The following is a 16,221-nucleotide window of genomic DNA, read 5'->3' on the forward strand; positions in this document are numbered from 1 at the left end:
GCTAAATTGGGTCGAAATATAGGACAATATTATCCGGGACTTAATCGGCATAAACTTAAGAAGCCGTACATTTCTTTAATGTACGGCTTCTTAATATTTAAGATGGGTTGGATCAGATGATCCAGTTCCAGCCAAACTCGTCAGGCACCAGGCCGTAACGGATGTCATTTACTTTCTTAGCGATTGCTGCAGAAACCGGGCGGTTAGCCGGATCATTCAGCGTATGAATGGTTCCATTAAAACCAATTTCCGCAATCTGAGTGATGGTTGCTGCGGTACCAACAGCAAAGGCTTCGGTAAGTGCGCCATTACCAATCTTCTCCAGTACTTCATCAACAGAAACACGACGTTCTTCGATGCCATACCCAAGGCTTTTCGCTACTTCAAGTACGGTATCTCTGGTTACCCCGTCCAGGATGGTTTCACGAACCTCAGGGGTTACAATCTTATTGTCCATCACGAACATCAGGTTTGCTGTACCAGATTCTTCCACATATTTATGTTCTTTCGCGTCCGTCCAGATTAGTTGATCGTAACCTTCTGCCTGCGCCTGCTGTGTAGGTAACATAGACATGGCATAGTTACCAGCGGTTTTCGCGGCACCTACACCACCATCTGCACCACGGGTATAGTGGGTTTCAATTTTAACACGCAATGGTTTGTTGTAGTATGGACCAGCAGGGGTGGTAAGTACTACAAACTTATAGTCTGCAGAAGCTTTTACGCCTAATACAGCATCCATAGCAAAAAGGGTAGGGCGAATGTAAAGGGAGTTATTCGCTGCACTTGGAACCCAATCCCGGTCCAGGTTAATCAAAGCAGCAATACCTTGCATAAAGACCTCTTCAGGAATGGTGGCCATGGCCATACGTGTTGCTGATTTGTTAAAGCGGGCAAAGTTCTTGTCGGCGCGGAACACGCTGATGCTACCATCAGGAAGGCGGTAAGCCTTCATGCCTTCAAAAATTGCCTGGCCATAATGAAGCGCTGAAATCGCAGGGCTCATTGCAATTGGTCCGTAAGGCAGCACCTCAAAGTTTTTCCACTCGCCGTCAATGTAGTCTGCAACGAACATATGGTCGGTGAAAACTTTCCCAAAAGGCAGGTCTGTTAACTCGGTTTCAGCAAGTTTAGACTGACCGGTTTTGGTTATTTTAATATCTAAAGTATCTATCACTGCTGTAAATTCTAATTCTGTACAATATTAGGGAAAAATATATTTCAATGCAGGTTTATTTCAGATTTACAGGTGTTTGGAATACACTAAGGAGCTTTGTCTTTTACCTGGTTACAGCATCGAGTGTGTTAACGATGTGATTTGCATTCTCCTTTAACGAGACTTCAATCAATTGTGGCGATGGTACATTACCGTAATGTTCTACTGCCGTTATGGGGGGAGGTGCTGTCATGCCGAAAACCAATATCTCATATGCTGATGCTGCTTCCTGGTCGATAAAATCGGTGTTGGCCAACCGGGAAATGATGAACTTAATCCCAAGCCTTGCCAGTTGGGCAATTATTGATGCTGAAACATTGTCGGTGCTGTAAACGATAATAGCTTTCTTACCAGTGGCATAGCCTATGGTATCTGGCCCTAGGGCATTAGAAATTAAAGTTATATCATGTTTTTTGCTGTTGGCCTTGGCCAGATATTCGCGTTCAAAAGAACGGGTACTGTACACTACGGCTTTCATGTTGGTATGAATTTACATGTAAAGCTACTTGGAAAAACAGCATGTAGCAGTGTGCGGTAACATCCACTGGTGTGATCTGCATCAGTTTTTCATCTTTATCAGACGCTGAAGCTCAAGTATCGTGATGATTTGGCCTACCTTGGCTACAATGCCCTCGTTTGAAAAGTCTGACAAGGTGCGACTTACCGTTTCTGCTGCCATGCCAGACATTGCCGCCAAATTTTCACGGGAGATGTTCAAGTCTTTTTTTTCCGGTGTTTGCCCACGATGCAACCGAAGAATAGCATCAGCAACCTTCCGCCTCACTGAGTTATAAGCCAGCTGCAGCAGTTGTTCTTCCTTCCACTTGGTATCTTTCGAAAGTAAGCTGATGAATGAACGGCTCACTTCTGGATATGTGGTAACCAGCTGTTCCAGGATCTCGGCAGGGATAAAGCATAGTTCCACCATTTCAATTGCAATCGCCGTGTCTATGTAGTTATCTGCAGCCAAAGCAGCATTAATTCCTATGTAACTATCAGCGTTGTAAATGCAGGTAATGAGCTCCCTACCACCGTCACTTTGCTTTACCGTTTTCACCGTGCCACTAATCAGCAGGTGAAGTCCGTCACTTTGGTCACCTTCGTAATAAATGACTTGGTTCTTCTTGAAAGATCTGGTCTGTCGGTCCCTGATTATTGACTTCAACTCAGCGAAGCCATCCTTTTTAAGAATCAATGCTTGAAGCTTGTCAAGTTGATTACTGTAGCCGCGCTCAACAGCAACTTTCTTTTTCAGCCTGGTCTCTACAGCATTTAGCAGTTCGGTCCGATTGAAAGGTTTTGTCAGGTAGTCGTCAGCACCTGATTCCATCCCTTTTCGCCAGTCCAGATGTTCTGTTCTAGCTGTTAAGAATATAAAAGGAATGGTACAGGTTGCCACATTACTGCTGAGAATAGACAACACACCATAGCCGTCCAGCTCCGGCATCATAATGTCGCAAAGAATTATGTCTGGGAGCTGTTTTTTAGCCATTTCAATCCCGTCTTTGCCATCCGCCGCCTCAGTAACAGCATAACCGGCAAGCATTAAGATTTCTGCAACATTTTCCCTGATGTCCTGATTATCTTCTATGATTAGGATGTTTTTGCTCATGATGCCGGAAATAAAATGGTGAATACCGTGCCTTGTTTGAGGTCACTTTCAAAGTTTATGACTCCCCCCATTAATGCAACGTAACGGGCAACGATGTTGAGGCCAAGTCCCGTACCCGGAATACTTCCTGTGTTGTGGGCACGAAAAAAAGCCTCAAAAAGATGTTTTTGGTCCCTTTTAGGAATTCCGATACCATCATCCTTTATCGTGATAGTACAAGCTTCTGCATCGATTTCGGTATTGAAGTCTATAAAAGAGTTTTCTCCTGAATATTTAATCGCATTGGAGATCAGATTAACCACGCAGCATTTCAGGAGGTTTCGGTCCAATTTGACAGTGCTTATGGTTCCTGTATGTTGATAAATGATATTTTGCTGCGGCTTGGCCATTGATTGCATATCTTCAGTTATCTCCTCTGCAAGTTTGACAAGGTCAAATTGGTCAGCCGTTACTTCCTGTTTTCCACGATCTAACTTTTCCAATGACAGGAAATCATTAAGAATACTCGTCAGGTTCCCAACAGCACTATTTATTTTGGCAATATGCTTAGCGATAAGTGATGTTGTTGATGTCTCAGCATACTGCTCAATAAGAGAGGTGGAAAGCTGAATGGATGTTAAGGGTGTCCTGAATTCATGCGAGGCAATGGAAACAAACCTGCTTTTTAATAAACCCAGTTCCTTTTCCTTTTCCAATGAAATACTAACCTCTTCCTTAGCCTGTTCCAAGGCATCTACAGTAGCATTAAGTGACTGTGTCCGGCCAAGTACTTCCGCTTCAAGGCGGCTGGCGTATTCTTTTAGCTGCATTTCAGCATCCTTTTCCCGGGTAAGATCATGAATAAAACCAGTATAAATTTTCCGCCCGGAATATTGTACCACGCTCAAACCAAGGCAAAATGGAAACAGCGTGCCATCTTTCTTTAAACCAACAATCTCTCGTTCGCTGCCGCCGGGTTTAACCTTGCTAAGTCGCTGATAATTTTTAAAGTACCTGGCATGGTCGACCCGGCCTGTAATCGGCATCAGCATGGACACATTGTTGCCAATGACTTCCGTAGCGAAATAGTTGAATAGTTTACATGCCGCAGGATTAATGGATTCAACAGTTCCACGACAATCAATCGTTATAATACCATCAGTCGCGTTTTGTATGATCGCAATTAGTAATGCAGCATTTTCCATAACAACATTTTGGTATAACCTCAATGTTATATCTACCTAAAGATCGACAATGTGAATCAAAGAACCCCTAAATAGTTTTGCTAAATGTGTGATACACATCACCATTCGTAAGAATTCCGAACACCACTAACCTGGAGAATTAGCGATAGCTTGCTGTTAACATCATGTCGTCAGTATATACACTTTAAAATCACAGAAGAATGGAAACTGCACTATCAAACATAGCAATCGAAGGATGCGCTCCGGAGTTAATACAAAGAATGGATGCTTACTGGCGTGCGGCCAACTACATTAGTGTCGGCCAACTTTATTTGCGTGACAATCCTTTACTGAACAAGCCATTGGAGTTAGCGCATATTAAAAACATGTTGTTAGGACACTGGGGCACAACACCGGGTCAAAATTTCATTTATACGCATTTGAATCGGATCATCAATAAGTATGATCTTAACATGATCTATGTTTCCGGTCCCGGGCATGGTGGACCGGCTGTTGTTGCCGGCACTTATCTTGAAGGCACATACACTGAAGTTTACCCTGATATAACTCAAGATGAAGATGGCTTACGAAAATTGTTCAGGCAATTTTCTTATCCTGGCGGTATTCCCAGCCACGCATCCCCCCAAACACCCGGCTCCATACATGAAGGTGGTGAATTGGGATACTCCTTAAGTCATGCTTTTGGAGCAGTATTGGACAATCCCGATCTGCTGGTCGCCTGTGTTGTAGGTGACGGAGAAGCTGAAACTGGGCCATTAGCAACGGCATGGCATTCAAATAAGTTCCTTGATCCATTGAGTGACGGTACGGTTTTACCCATCCTTCATTTAAATGGATACAAGATAGCCAATCCCGCTATCCTGGCTCGTATTTCCCATGTTGAGCTCGACCAATTGTTTCGGGGGTACGGTTGGAATCCGATATTTGTAGAAGGAGATGACCCCGGGTTAATGCATCAAAAAATGGCCGAAGCGCTGGACTATGCTGTAGATCGTATTAAGCAGGTAAAATATGATGCTTTGCACGATGCGAGTGAGCGGCCGTGCTGGCCCATGATTATACTTCGTTCGCCAAAAGGTTGGACAGGACCTAAAGTGGTGGATGGCTATCAGATTGAGGGAAATTTCCGAGCACATCAGATACCGCTAGCCGTCTCCGCGAAAACACCTTCGGGGCACCTGCAAATGCTGGAAAACTGGATGAAGAGCTATCGTCCGGAAGAGTTATTTGATAAAACAGGTAAACTGATCCCAGAACTGGCTGCTCTTGCTCCGAATGGCAAACGCAGAATGGGTTCTAATCCTCATGCAAATGGTGGTAATTTGTTGCGTGACCTTTGTCTTCCGGATTTCAGGAGGTACGAAGCTCTCGTCGACAAGCCCGGTGTAGCTGGTGAGGGGGATACCTACGTAATCGGACGCTTTCTAAGGGATGTAATCAAACTTAATCAGGTGAAACGTAACTTCCGGATCTTTGGCCCTGATGAAACCCTGTCCAATAGGCTTGATGCTGTATTTGCTGTAACCAACCGACAATGGAATGGGCCCATCGAGGAGCACGATGAACACCTGGCAGCACAAGGCAGTGTGATGGAGATGCTTAGCGAGCACCAATGCGAAGGATGGCTTGAAGGCTATTTGCTTACCGGTCGGCATGGGCTATTTAATTGTTATGAAGCCTTTATACATATTGTAGATTCCATGTTCAACCAGCATGCGAAGTGGTTGAAAACGTCCTCGGAGGTGCCTTGGCGTAAGCGAATCGCCTCACTGAATATTTTATTGACTTCAACCGTATGGCGGCAGGATCATAACGGATTTACACATCAGGATCCCGGATTCCTTGATCATGTGGTAAATAAAAAGGCAAGTATCGTTCGGGTCTATCTGCCACCTGATGCAAATTGTTTACTATCGGTGATGGATCATTGTCTTCGTAGTTATCATTATGTAAACGTGATTGTCGCAGGCAAGCACCCCGCACCACAATGGCTTAACATGGAGCAGGCGGTCCAGCATTGTACCCGTGGTATTGGTATCTGGGACTTTGCAAGCAATGATCAGCAATCCGAACCCGACGTGATTATGGCTTGCAGCGGCGACGTACCAACCCTGGAAACGCTGGCCGCAGTGTCGATATTACGCGAACACTTGCCGGCCTTAAAAATCAGGGTTGTTAATGTAGTTGATTTGTTTAAACTCCAAAAGAGTAGTGAGCATGCCCATGGCCTGACCGATAGGGATTATAATGCATTATTTACAATAAACAAACCTGTTATATTTGCGTTTCATGGATATCCATGGTTGGTGCATCGCCTAACTTACAACCGTGTCAATAATGCGAACATCCATGTGCGTGGTTATAAGGAGGAGGGCACCATCACCACCGCGTTTGATATGACGGTGCTGAATGAAATGGACCGGTTTCACCTGGTGATTGATGTCATAGACCGTTTGCCACAAACGGGGAGCCCAGGCGTTTATCTCAAACAATTATTACTCGATAAATTAACTACCCACAGGAACTATATTAATGTGCATGGGAAAGATATGCCGGAAATCTTGGAATGGAAATGGGAGCCGAGGTATGTAAGCGCAACAAGCTAATTATGCTATAGGGAGTTTGAACCAAAAAATACTCCCTTTACCAACTTCACTCTCCACGCCAATTTGTCCCTGATGTTTTTTGATGATTTCTGAACAAATGTATAATCCAAGTCCTAAGCCTGAATATTGACTTCCGCTACTATCTACCTGGTAATAACGTTCAAACAGGTGCGGCAGTTTTTCAGCGGAAATGCCCGGCCCTTTGTCAATAATGGAAACTTTAGCCATGTTGTCTGCCCTTTCTAGTCTAATTACAATCTCTTTGGAATCAGCAGCATACTTCATGGCATTGTTGACAAAGTTCACGATGACCTGATCAATTCTGCCTTCATCTGCGAAAACCTCTACATGGTCAATGTATTCCGTTTTGATCGTAAACCTTCCCTCAAAACGTACGTGGTCGCAACAATTGTCCATTGATGTAGATAGAAGATATTGTTTTTTCTTCAGGTGCAATTGACCCTCATTTACTTTACTAGCATTCAACAAATCATTAATCAGCACATTAACTTTTTCCAAGCTCTTGTTAGCCATTTCTACGAGCTTAGAAAACATGGCAGAAGAATGGACATCTTTATTCTTCTCCAGCAGTTGCAGCGAGGCTTTTAAACTGGTAATGGGTGTTTTTAGCTCATGGCTTGCAATACTGATGAAATCATCCTTTTGCTGCTGTAACAACTTAAGCGCTTGTATATCTGTAGCGGTACCTACCCAAAGTTGTACCTCTCCATGTTCATTGCTAACCGGCATTAGCCTCACCAACTGCCATAGATATAGTCCATCTGCACGTTTTACTCGGATCTGTAACTCCCCACCTTTAGCGGTTTGTCTGATGGATCTGTAGTGATCCAGAACATCTTCCAGATCTTCCGGGTGAATTGCCGTCTCAAGTCCACCTTTGTTGCTCTCGTTGGGATCCAGCCCGGTATAATCATACCAGCGCTTATTGTAAAAGGTAACCTGACCATCTACAGTGTTTGTCCAGGCAATTTGAGAAATGGTTTCCATCATAATTCGAAAGCGGTTTTCGCTGTCAGCTAATGCCTTGGTACGGTCGCTCACCCGGCTTTCCAGTTCCTGATTCAGGCTCGAAAGCTCCTGATTAACGATGCGGATCTTTTCTTCTTGTTTTATGAGTAGCTCGTTGCTGCTTTTTAACGCTTCCTGCTGCAACTTCAGATCTGCTGTAAGATCAATTAAGGCCGCTGCCCGTTTCTCTTTTTCTGTGTTTTGAAAAGCGAGTTCTTTGTTTGCAACTCCAAGTTGAGCTGTTCGCTGGATGAGGTACAATTCAGTTACATTACTCGCAAATAGTTTTTTAGCAATGCCCTTCGGTGCAGTGATATACCGTGGTTTGCCTGGATTTAATGGAGCAAATGCACTAAAGATCTTGTGGGGTGACATTGCGCATGGTTTGGCAATGCTTAATTCTTTATTCCATTTCATGTAGCGACTTTGATGTAAATTCTGTTAAACAGAATACGGCTTGGCTCTGTGAAATAACAAAGAACGATTGTGTGTGTAATGCACCGCGACTAAAGATACCTACAAATTGAGGACATCCGGTATAAAGTCTTAAGGTGAGGAGTTTAATGACAAGCGTGTGCGTATTGTTTGCCTTCTCTAGCTTAGCGCGTCAATTTGTGGTGATTATGTAAGTCTTCTCTCGTACGATGTAATTATGGGCAACCGAAATCACGTAGATTAAACGGGCTTCAATGACCAGGCAGCTTAATTGCTGTGTTGCATCTAACCTATCAAATGAGATTAACAATAGAACGAAAACCAATAAAGGTATATCCAGACCCTAAACGCGTAATCGCCCGATTCTTTTTTAATGGAGAAGAACGTGGCAAGCATGTAATTGCAAAGGTGCTTGAGCTAACTGACGAACAGGTGTTTACCATTTTGTCACCACTGCTCCAGGATTTTTCCAAGCGCCACAGAAGCATTACAAAGCTGCTATTAAAGCACTTCAATAAGCTAAAATCACTGTTTGATGCACTTCAGATCGACACTTCATTGTTGAAACATAATACAAAGCTGCTGATTGCGTCCTACTTCACGCACGAATACTCGATTGAATCCGCTGCTTTTTTTAATCCGTCTATTGTGGAAGATCCTGATCAGACGGAGCTTGAGGATGGTGAACGACGGCTCATTGTCAGCTTCAGGGCTGTTGGAGAAGGTCATATTTCATCTATTGTATTCCGACGTGCCCTCATTGACAAAAACAACAATATACATGTCATTCCCTCCGGTAACTACATTGATGAAGCGGAGATCGTACAGAATGCTACATACAGCAAAGAGCTGTTCCTTGAAAGAGCTTTAATATCCAGGATCAGCAATGTGGTTGTGGCGGAGTTAAATGCTAAACTGACGAGTTCCTTTGATTATCTAACCTTAAGAAGCATCATTCTGGAATCCCAACAGAATGAACCAGATCCATTGAAAGATTCGGATTTGGAGCGCGTTTTATGGCTCTCAGACTCCTATTATCAGATCACGTTTTCACAGGATACAGATATATCCGATCGAGTGATTTTTCCAATTTCAGAGTTCGAACGAAAAGGCATTGAAGATGCCCGGTTTGTAAAGTTTGTTGAGGATGATGGCACCATCATGTATTACGCTACCTATACTGCATTCGACGGATTGGTGATCATGCCTAAACTTTTGAAAACCAAGGATTTTTACAGCTTTACGATTGGTCCACTGTTTGGCGCGGGCGCACAAAACAAAAATCTAGCGCTCTTTCCGAGAAAGATAAATGGAAAATATGTTATGCTATCCAGAATAGATGGCTGCAATAACTATGTGATGTATTCAGACAATATCAACGTCTGGGAAAATCCAATTAAGCTGCAGCAAACTAAGTATAGCTGGGAATTCGTCCAAATCGGTAATTGTGGCTCACCAATAGAAACCATCGATGGATGGCTTGTTATTACCCACGCTGTGGGCCCGATGAGGCGCTACTGCATCAGTGCTTGCCTGCTTGATATCGATGATCCATCCATTGAAATTGGTCGCCTAGATGAGCCGCTGTTGATCCCGAATCCGGATGAGCGGGTAGGTTACGTCCCAAACGTCGTTTACTCCTGCGGCTCTATAATCAATAATGGCGCATTAATTATCCCTTATGGATTATCTGATTATTGTTCTTCCTTTGCCAGTGTTAACCTTCAATCTTTACTTGATCGTCTGAAATTAAACAAAGACCATCAAGGCAAGAATTAGTGTCGTATTGCATTTGATACTTTTCCATAGTTAACCTGGCCATCAAATAGCTAACGGTAGATTCTGCACCCTGATTCAAATTGATCTGAAACTGTTCGAGGCCGTCATAGCAACCGCCCGTACAGGGATTGTATATGATCTGCTGTAGGTGGTTTCTACCAAGAAACCATTGGAAAGCGATGTTCATCTTTTGCAGATAGGCATCATCTTTAAACACCTGATAAAACCGGTCGAGTGCCAGAACCGTGTAGGCCACATCAATGGGTTGCTCTCCGAAGCGTGCGGAAACTTTTCCTTTTTGCAGCCACTCCTGATTTGAAATGACCTTAATTCCGGTGTCATCAAAGGTCTGGTTAAGAAGAAAAGCGAATGAGCATTGTGCGATCTCCTTGTATTTCAAACGATTCGTTAATTCGTATGCGCATAACAACGATTCAGGTAATATGCTGTTGCCATAGGTAAGATAACTCTCAAACCATTCCCATGATAACTCTCCTTCATGTTTGTACATTTCAACCAGCCTGTTTGCAAGCGTATTTATCAGATCTAAATGTTCCTTTGCCGCCCTGTTATGATTATAATAGCAGAGCCCTTTCAGTGAAAACGCCATAGATCGGGTAGAATGCCTTTTGGCAATTTGAGGAAGCGCCCGGTCAAAGATGGTATTGGCCTTTTCAATTAACGTTTGTGGCAGAATGGTACGTTGCGCAATAAGAATTCCTAAAGCCCATAGTGCTCTTCCATTGGAATCCTCCAGGTTGGTTTCATTGTTTTGAGGTGTGAATTTCCTTTCCTCATCAACGTAATTCAGGAAAGAACCATCATGCTGCTGGCAAAAGCCGATGAAGTCCAAGTACAAGGTAATAAATGGGATATGCCCAACATTTTTTGTAAGTTCAAAATCCATGGTTAATGCCACCAATGCACGGGCATTATCATCAAGGGTGTATCCTGAACTAATATCAGGCGCATCAATCTTTGAAAATTGAATGATTCCTAAGGGCCCGGTCAGATGTTTTACAAACTGCAAATCAATGCTGGGCATACGGAACTGCAGGTTTAAACCATCGTAATATCTTGCAAAAAGATTTGCATGTGAGAGGGAGACATTCTGCCAGGCACTGGCAACAATCTTTTGGAGACCGTTGTTGCTGTAGGTATTTCTTAAGTTTTCATCTGCCAAAAGACAATTTACCGCTTTCATTAATTGACTTGAATCTTGAAAGTCTAAGATTATTCCGGCATCATCTTTTAGTACCTCAACTGCATGTGGCATAGGTGTCGATATTATCGGACAACCACAGCTAATCGCATAAGAAAAGGTTCCGCTAACAGCCTGATTAGGATCTTTGGATGTAAACAGATAGATATCGGTTAGCTGTAAATACTCAAGCAGCTCCGTTAATGGTAAATAATAATTTATAAAGCGTACATGATGGTGTAGTTTTAATTCTTCCACCTTTTGCTGCAGCATATTACGATAGCTTTCGCCATCGTGCTTCAGTACCGTGGGATGTGTTTTGCCAATAATCAGGAAAAGAACATCCGGATGCTGTTCTATGATGCCGGGTAATGCTGCCAGGGTTGTTTCAATACTTTTTCCCGTGCTGATCAACCCAAAGGTCGACAGGATGGTTCGACCTGTCAGATCATATTTTACTTTCAGCGCGTTTCTATTAGAGTGTGGAACCAGGTGTACTCCATGCGGAATAACAGTTATCTTTTCGGCTGCAATGGAATAGTCATTCCGGAGAATTTTCGCTGAATTCTCAGTCATAACGATTACAGCGCTACAACATGCCGTAATTAGGGCTACTTTCAACTTGAAATGCAGGTCGGGTCGCGGTAACACGGTATGATAGGTAATAATAACCGGAACGTTCAGGGCCGATAGGAATTGGATGAATTCTTCTTCATACGCCGGGTCGAACAATCCAAATTCGTGCTGAATCATCACCAATTTAATTGCACTTCTCGCATTGATGGCAAGTGCAGTCTCAAAGTAAGAATTTGCATCTGAGGTATTCAAAACAAACTTCACCTCGGGTGCATAACTATGCATTTCTTTGTCGGACTCCAAAGCACATATAGATGAAGAAAATGAATCCACATACTTTGTTTCCAATGCCTTAATCAAGTCCTGTGAAAAAGACGCAATACCGCATTCCCTTGGTGGGAAAGAGGTGATGTAGAGGATCTCGGGTGTAGGACTAGCGAGCTTGTCAATCATGTTTGTAATTTAAATCCACCGGCCTATTAAACGGCCAATCAGAACTTGTAAAATAGGATTTAAATACGCAGAAATCTTACAGCATTCTTTGTGTTACTTGTATGATTCACATTTGGTTAGGACTTGTATTTTCCTGTGTCTGCCAGATTAACCAGCCCTTCTCGGCGGTAGTCTTTCAGTTTTTTAAAATGAGAAGGTGTTAGCCCCGTGATTTTCTTGAACTGGTTAGATAAGTGTGGCACACTGCTGTAATGCAATTTAAAGGCAATTTCTTTCAAAGAAAGCTCGTCATAAACAAGCAGCTCTTTAACTTTCTCGATTTTATGGATGATCAAAAAATGTTCAATGTTTATGCCTTCCACTTCGGAGAATAAATTGGCTAAATATGTGTAGTCGTAATTCAATTTTTCGCTTAGGTGATTTGAAAATTTGATCTTCAGCGCCTTATCGGTATGGTGTACAAGTTCAACGACTACATTCTTTATCTGCTCAATAAGAATACTTTTTTTATCATCCATAAGCTCCAGCCCAAATCTGGCAAGTGCAGTAGCAAACTGCTGTTTCTGGTCAGCTGAAATCTGTTCCATGATTTCTACTTCACCCAGATTTACGACAACATAATGTATTCCAAGCCTTCTGAGCTCTTGTTTTACCACCATCTTGCAACGGATGCATACCATGTTTTTGACGTAGATCTTCAAGATGAGGTTGGTTTAAGGAAGTAGGTGCTGAGGCGAACTCCTCAATTTAGCAAAATTTAACATAAATGGGTTGTATTTTGTGGAGTCGAAATCACCTTGAAGACCTGTTGAAAAATGGGGGTATGTAAACGCGTGTTAATAAATGCTCTGCTCCAAGGCAGGTTCGCTGTCTTAATCTTTGATCTTGCTAAAGTAGGTGTCTGATAAGCCTGACATTAATTAGATTTATTAGCAAGAAGTTCCCTAATTTCTTCATATCAAGAATGCAATTCCTTTAATGATTTTACCGTTCTGAAGTTCAAGCTTCCAGGCACATTAAGGATTGTCTGAATCAAACTTTACTTTAATGGAGCACGGTAATTTTTGATGCATCTCAGCTAAATAGCTTGCATGATTGGCTTAATATTCGCGGTAACCACGAAAATTCAGAGTATGAATAACAAGCTGATAATTCAAGGACTCATTGCTGGGGCGGCAGGCGTTGCTGCAATGACATTAGCAGAAAAATTGGAACAGGTTATTACCAAGCGGCCAAACTCTTATGTGCCTGATCATACACTCAGACGCTTACTTGGCGCTGACTCCAGTGCAGACAAGATATGGACGAATTGGGCAATGCACTGGGGACAAGGCATCTTACTTGGAGCTGTAAGAATCGTGATGGCAGAAAAAGGGATCAGAGGTCCGGTAAGCTCGTTTATATTTATGAACCTGCGCTTATTAACGGATCAAACACTTGAAAATGCAACAGGAGTTGGTGCCCCACCATGGACATGGCCTAAAGATGAGCAAATTATTGACCTCATTCACAAGGGGATTTATGCTTTTGCGACAGGAGCTGTAGCGGACGCTGTGGTTAGTGGATCAAATTCAGGCAAGCTTGCTCGTAAGGGCTGGACAGCCGGCACGCTCGCCTAAAATCCTCAATCTCCTGGGTAATGTGTTTCAGCTAAATGTCTACAATGGTTGAGACATATTCTTCATAGGCATTTGAACTGTTACCTTTGATCTTATTTTTAATACAGAGGCATGTACGAGCGAAGAATCCCTAATAACCTGGACTGCGGAACGGGTATGACTTCTATAGAAACTATCTAATCGTGATGCACCAGAATCTCAGGAGACATATAGAAACAGTTGTATCATTGACTGATGAAGAATTTGAAGTTATAAGCAGGTATTTTATTGTTAAAAGTTTCAAGAAGCACCAATTTCTGGTTCAACCAGGGGAGATGGTGCGCTACCACTATTATGTAATTTCCGGATTGCTAAAGCTTGTTTATACTGATGCTAACATGAAGCAACATATATTGGCTTTTGCCATGGAGGATTGGTGGGACAGTGACTTTCATGCCTACTACACGCAAACGGAAGCCACCTTATCTCTGGAATGTTTAGAAGATACAGAAGTGCTGTGCCTTTCTCTGGATAACTACTACGCGCTCCGTGCCGCCATGCCTAAAATGGAGCATTTCATTCTTGAAAAACTAACTTTGGGATATCTTGCAGGACAACGACGAATACTCTCTTTGCTTACTACGAGTGCCAAAGAGCGCTATGAACATCTGGCAAAACAGTACCCGGCCTTGTTACAACCCATTCCTAAAAAGCAGTTAGCCGCATATTTAGGTGTATCCCGCGAAACACTAAGCAGACTGTCGCGTTAGTGACTTAGGTCACAGCAAAATCGTGTCTTAAGTCACAAGCCTTTTCTTTCCATTTTCAAGAGTTTTGCACATCAACGCTGCTGCATTTGCAGGGCGTATAACTAAGAAGCAAACTAAAATGGAAAAACGAATTATCAATCCTTGGAAATGGCAGGACGAACGTCACTACGTGCAAGGCGTAGAAGTTAAATCCGTTCAAAGCACCCTTTATTGTGCCGGTCAAGCTGCTGTACATGCAGACGGAACATCTAGTTCAGCTGATATGAAAACGCAATTGCAACTCGCCATTCAAAACCTTGAACAGGTGATTAGCGAGGCGGGCTATGAAGCGAAGAATATTGTTCGTCTGACTGTTTATACCACATCGCATGAAGAATTTCTTCCCTATTTCGACTTTTTCGGTGCATGGATCGTCAAAAATGAAATTAAGCAAGCAGCTACTTTTGTTGAAGTGAAGACACTTTTCGAAACACTTAAGGTAGAACTCGAAGCAACAGTCGTAAAATAGGGTATTCTGAAAAACGACTTCCTCGATCACAATTCTCGTTACCTACACGCTGCGTACTTCGTGAATCATTTTTTAACAAACAATTAAGAACAACAAGTTTAAATACCATGAACATTACACAATCCTTAAACACAGATCTGAGCGGTAAACGAGTCCTGGTAACAGGAGGCACAAAAGGTATCGGCAAGGCCATTGCTGACCAACTGGCAAGTGCTGGTGCAAAGGTCATTGTTTCTGCACGGCATGAGCCGGCTGAAGCTGAAAACCCGCATTACTTTATTGCGGCAGACTTAACAAAGAACCAAGACGTTATCATGCTCAATCAGGAGATCAATGATAAGTTTGGCGGGATTGATATATTGATCAATAATGTGGGGGGAATAGTTGCTCCAGGAGGCGGCTACCAGACCCTGACAGATGCCGATTGGGAAAATGAGCTGCAGTTGAATTTATTGGCTGCAATCCGGTTGGATAAGATTTTTCTGCCCCAATTGATAGAACAGCAAAGTGGAGTAATCATTCACATTTCTTCAGTAGCAGCGCGTACACCGCTATGGAAAATAAATATGGCGTATGCGGTATCCAAGGCTGCTTTAAATGCCTACAGCAAAACCTTATCGTTGGAAATGGCGAGTAAAAACATCCGAGTTCTTACCGTAGCTCCAGGTGCAACAAAAACGGCTGCAATGGAAAAATTCATTGAAGATTTCGCGATCTCCACAGGTATCTCTACAGATGAGGCATTGAATAAAATGATGGCCGAATTGGGCAGTATTCCTATGGGAAGAATGGCAAAGCCTGAAGAAGTAGCCTCGCTGGTGCACTTTCTGGTATCACCGGCGGCGGCATATCTCACCGGAACAATCTATTCCATTGACGGTGGATCACTTCCGGTCGTATAGTTTTGATCTATCTGAACTGAGCTTGATTATACAAGATTAGTCTATCCCTGGATAGGCTCTCCTTGTATAATCAAGCTTCCTTAGAATTTATGATGTGCGCTTCTTAACTTCTTGATAGGGTTCAATTATTTGTTTCAAGACCCCTTGAATCAATTGTATTATCATTATTCCCTGGTTTTCTAGCGAGGTGTAGCTTGCTTTCCAAAGAAACGACCGTTTTTTGATAGTAAATGAGACGAGTATTTAATGAAAATTATTGTGTGAACTTTGAAGTTATTTTGCCGTTTATCTTTCTAGCAATTGCTCATTGAGGAACAGAATTTTCACAGTTTACCGACAAATTCAAATTGAA

Annotated in this window: 13 protein-coding genes; 6 read left to right on the plus strand and 7 right to left on the minus strand. The window is 42.8% G+C overall.

Translation table 11 applies throughout. The features are described 5' to 3' along the window. Positions 1–112: 112 nt before the first annotated feature. The 4 genes from AC5WJX_RS14980 to AC5WJX_RS14995 form a co-directional block, all read right to left on the minus strand. Complete coding sequence (locus AC5WJX_RS14980; RefSeq protein ID WP_494485155.1) at positions 113–1,177, minus strand: branched-chain amino acid aminotransferase; 1,065 nt, start codon at positions 1,175–1,177, stop codon at positions 113–115. A gap of 103 nt (positions 1,178–1,280) precedes the next feature. Continuing rightward, positions 1,281–1,694 carry a lactate dehydrogenase gene (locus tag AC5WJX_RS14985; RefSeq protein WP_494485156.1) on the minus strand — a complete coding sequence of 138 codons (414 nt, stop codon included), beginning with the start codon at positions 1,692–1,694 and terminating at the stop codon, positions 1,281–1,283. 81 nt (positions 1,695–1,775) lie between these two features. Next, positions 1,776–2,828, minus strand: a complete 1,053-nt coding sequence (locus AC5WJX_RS14990) for a response regulator (protein ID WP_494485157.1) — start codon at positions 2,826–2,828, stop codon at positions 1,776–1,778. Next, entirely contained in the window at positions 2,825–4,012 is a 1,188-nt protein-coding gene (locus AC5WJX_RS14995; protein ID WP_494485158.1) for a PAS domain-containing sensor histidine kinase, read from the minus strand. The genes AC5WJX_RS14990 and AC5WJX_RS14995 overlap by 4 nt, the downstream gene beginning before the upstream one ends. A 200-nt stretch (positions 4,013–4,212) precedes the next feature. On the opposite strand from AC5WJX_RS14995, the gene AC5WJX_RS15000 reads away from it, so the two are divergent. After that, entirely contained in the window at positions 4,213–6,618 is a 2,406-nt protein-coding gene (locus tag AC5WJX_RS15000; protein WP_494485159.1) for a phosphoketolase family protein, read from the plus strand. Here AC5WJX_RS15000 and AC5WJX_RS15005 read toward each other — a convergent pair whose 3' ends face one another. Beyond that, complete coding sequence (locus AC5WJX_RS15005) at positions 6,619–8,064, minus strand: sensor histidine kinase (RefSeq protein ID WP_494485160.1); 1,446 nt, start codon at positions 8,062–8,064, stop codon at positions 6,619–6,621. 315 nt (positions 8,065–8,379) lie between these two features. Here AC5WJX_RS15005 and AC5WJX_RS15010 point away from each other — a divergent pair, with 315 nt between their 5' ends. Next, on the plus strand, positions 8,380–9,861 hold the full coding sequence (locus AC5WJX_RS15010; RefSeq protein ID WP_494485161.1) for a glycoside hydrolase family 130 protein: 1,482 nt from the start codon (positions 8,380–8,382) through the stop codon (positions 9,859–9,861). On the opposite strand, the gene AC5WJX_RS15015 is transcribed toward AC5WJX_RS15010, so the two are convergent. Together AC5WJX_RS15015 and AC5WJX_RS15020 are read right to left on the minus strand one after the other, a co-directional pair. Continuing rightward, positions 9,800–12,091: a glycosyltransferase gene (locus AC5WJX_RS15015; RefSeq protein WP_494485162.1), complete on the minus strand. Its 2,292-nt coding sequence runs from the start codon at positions 12,089–12,091 to the stop codon at positions 9,800–9,802. The genes AC5WJX_RS15010 and AC5WJX_RS15015 overlap by 62 nt on opposite strands. A 116-nt stretch (positions 12,092–12,207) precedes the next feature. Further along, positions 12,208–12,792, minus strand: coding sequence for a helix-turn-helix domain-containing protein (locus AC5WJX_RS15020; RefSeq protein WP_494485163.1), 585 nt, complete (start codon positions 12,790–12,792; stop codon positions 12,208–12,210). Positions 12,793–13,224: 432 nt separating this feature from the next. Here AC5WJX_RS15020 and AC5WJX_RS15025 point away from each other — a divergent pair, with 432 nt between their 5' ends. The 4 genes from AC5WJX_RS15025 (at position 13,225) to AC5WJX_RS15040 (ending at position 15,869) form a co-directional block, all read left to right on the plus strand. Further along, a complete protein-coding gene (locus AC5WJX_RS15025) occupies positions 13,225–13,710 on the plus strand; it encodes a hypothetical protein (protein ID WP_494485164.1) in 486 nt (161 codons plus the stop codon). Positions 13,711–13,937: 227 nt separating this feature from the next. After that, entirely contained in the window at positions 13,938–14,459 is a 522-nt protein-coding gene (locus AC5WJX_RS15030; RefSeq protein ID WP_494485165.1) for a Crp/Fnr family transcriptional regulator, read from the plus strand. A gap of 118 nt (positions 14,460–14,577) precedes the next feature. Further along, positions 14,578–14,967 (plus strand): RidA family protein, encoded by a 390-nt coding sequence (locus AC5WJX_RS15035; RefSeq protein ID WP_494485166.1) that lies wholly within the window; start codon positions 14,578–14,580, stop codon positions 14,965–14,967. A gap of 107 nt (positions 14,968–15,074) precedes the next feature. Continuing rightward, positions 15,075–15,869 (plus strand): SDR family oxidoreductase, encoded by a 795-nt coding sequence (locus AC5WJX_RS15040; protein WP_494485167.1) that lies wholly within the window; start codon positions 15,075–15,077, stop codon positions 15,867–15,869. Positions 15,870–16,221 lie beyond the last annotated feature (352 nt).

The organism is Pedobacter sp. NEAU-ZC8 (assembly GCF_059278965.1).

Bases quoted from the DNA above. Each gene is read 5' to 3' on its own strand.
- AC5WJX_RS15005 (WP_494485160.1), bottom strand. From the start codon at position 8,064: ATGAAATGGAATAAAGAATTAAGCATTGCCAAACCATGCGCAATGTCA.
- AC5WJX_RS15010 (WP_494485161.1), top strand. From the start codon at position 8,380: ATGAGATTAACAATAGAACGAAAACCAATAAAGGTATATCCAGACCCT.
- AC5WJX_RS14985 (WP_494485156.1), bottom strand. From the start codon at position 1,694: ATGAAAGCCGTAGTGTACAGTACCCGTTCTTTTGAACGCGAATATCTG.
- AC5WJX_RS15025 (WP_494485164.1), top strand. From the start codon at position 13,225: ATGAATAACAAGCTGATAATTCAAGGACTCATTGCTGGGGCGGCAGGC.
- AC5WJX_RS15000 (WP_494485159.1), top strand. From the start codon at position 4,213: ATGGAAACTGCACTATCAAACATAGCAATCGAAGGATGCGCTCCGGAG.
- AC5WJX_RS14990 (WP_494485157.1), bottom strand. From the start codon at position 2,828: ATGAGCAAAAACATCCTAATCATAGAAGATAATCAGGACATCAGGGAA.
- AC5WJX_RS14995 (WP_494485158.1), bottom strand. From the start codon at position 4,012: ATGGAAAATGCTGCATTACTAATTGCGATCATACAAAACGCGACTGAT.
- AC5WJX_RS15040 (WP_494485167.1), top strand. From the start codon at position 15,075: ATGAACATTACACAATCCTTAAACACAGATCTGAGCGGTAAACGAGTC.
- AC5WJX_RS15015 (WP_494485162.1), bottom strand. From the start codon at position 12,091: ATGATTGACAAGCTCGCTAGTCCTACACCCGAGATCCTCTACATCACC.
- AC5WJX_RS15035 (WP_494485166.1), top strand. From the start codon at position 14,578: ATGGAAAAACGAATTATCAATCCTTGGAAATGGCAGGACGAACGTCAC.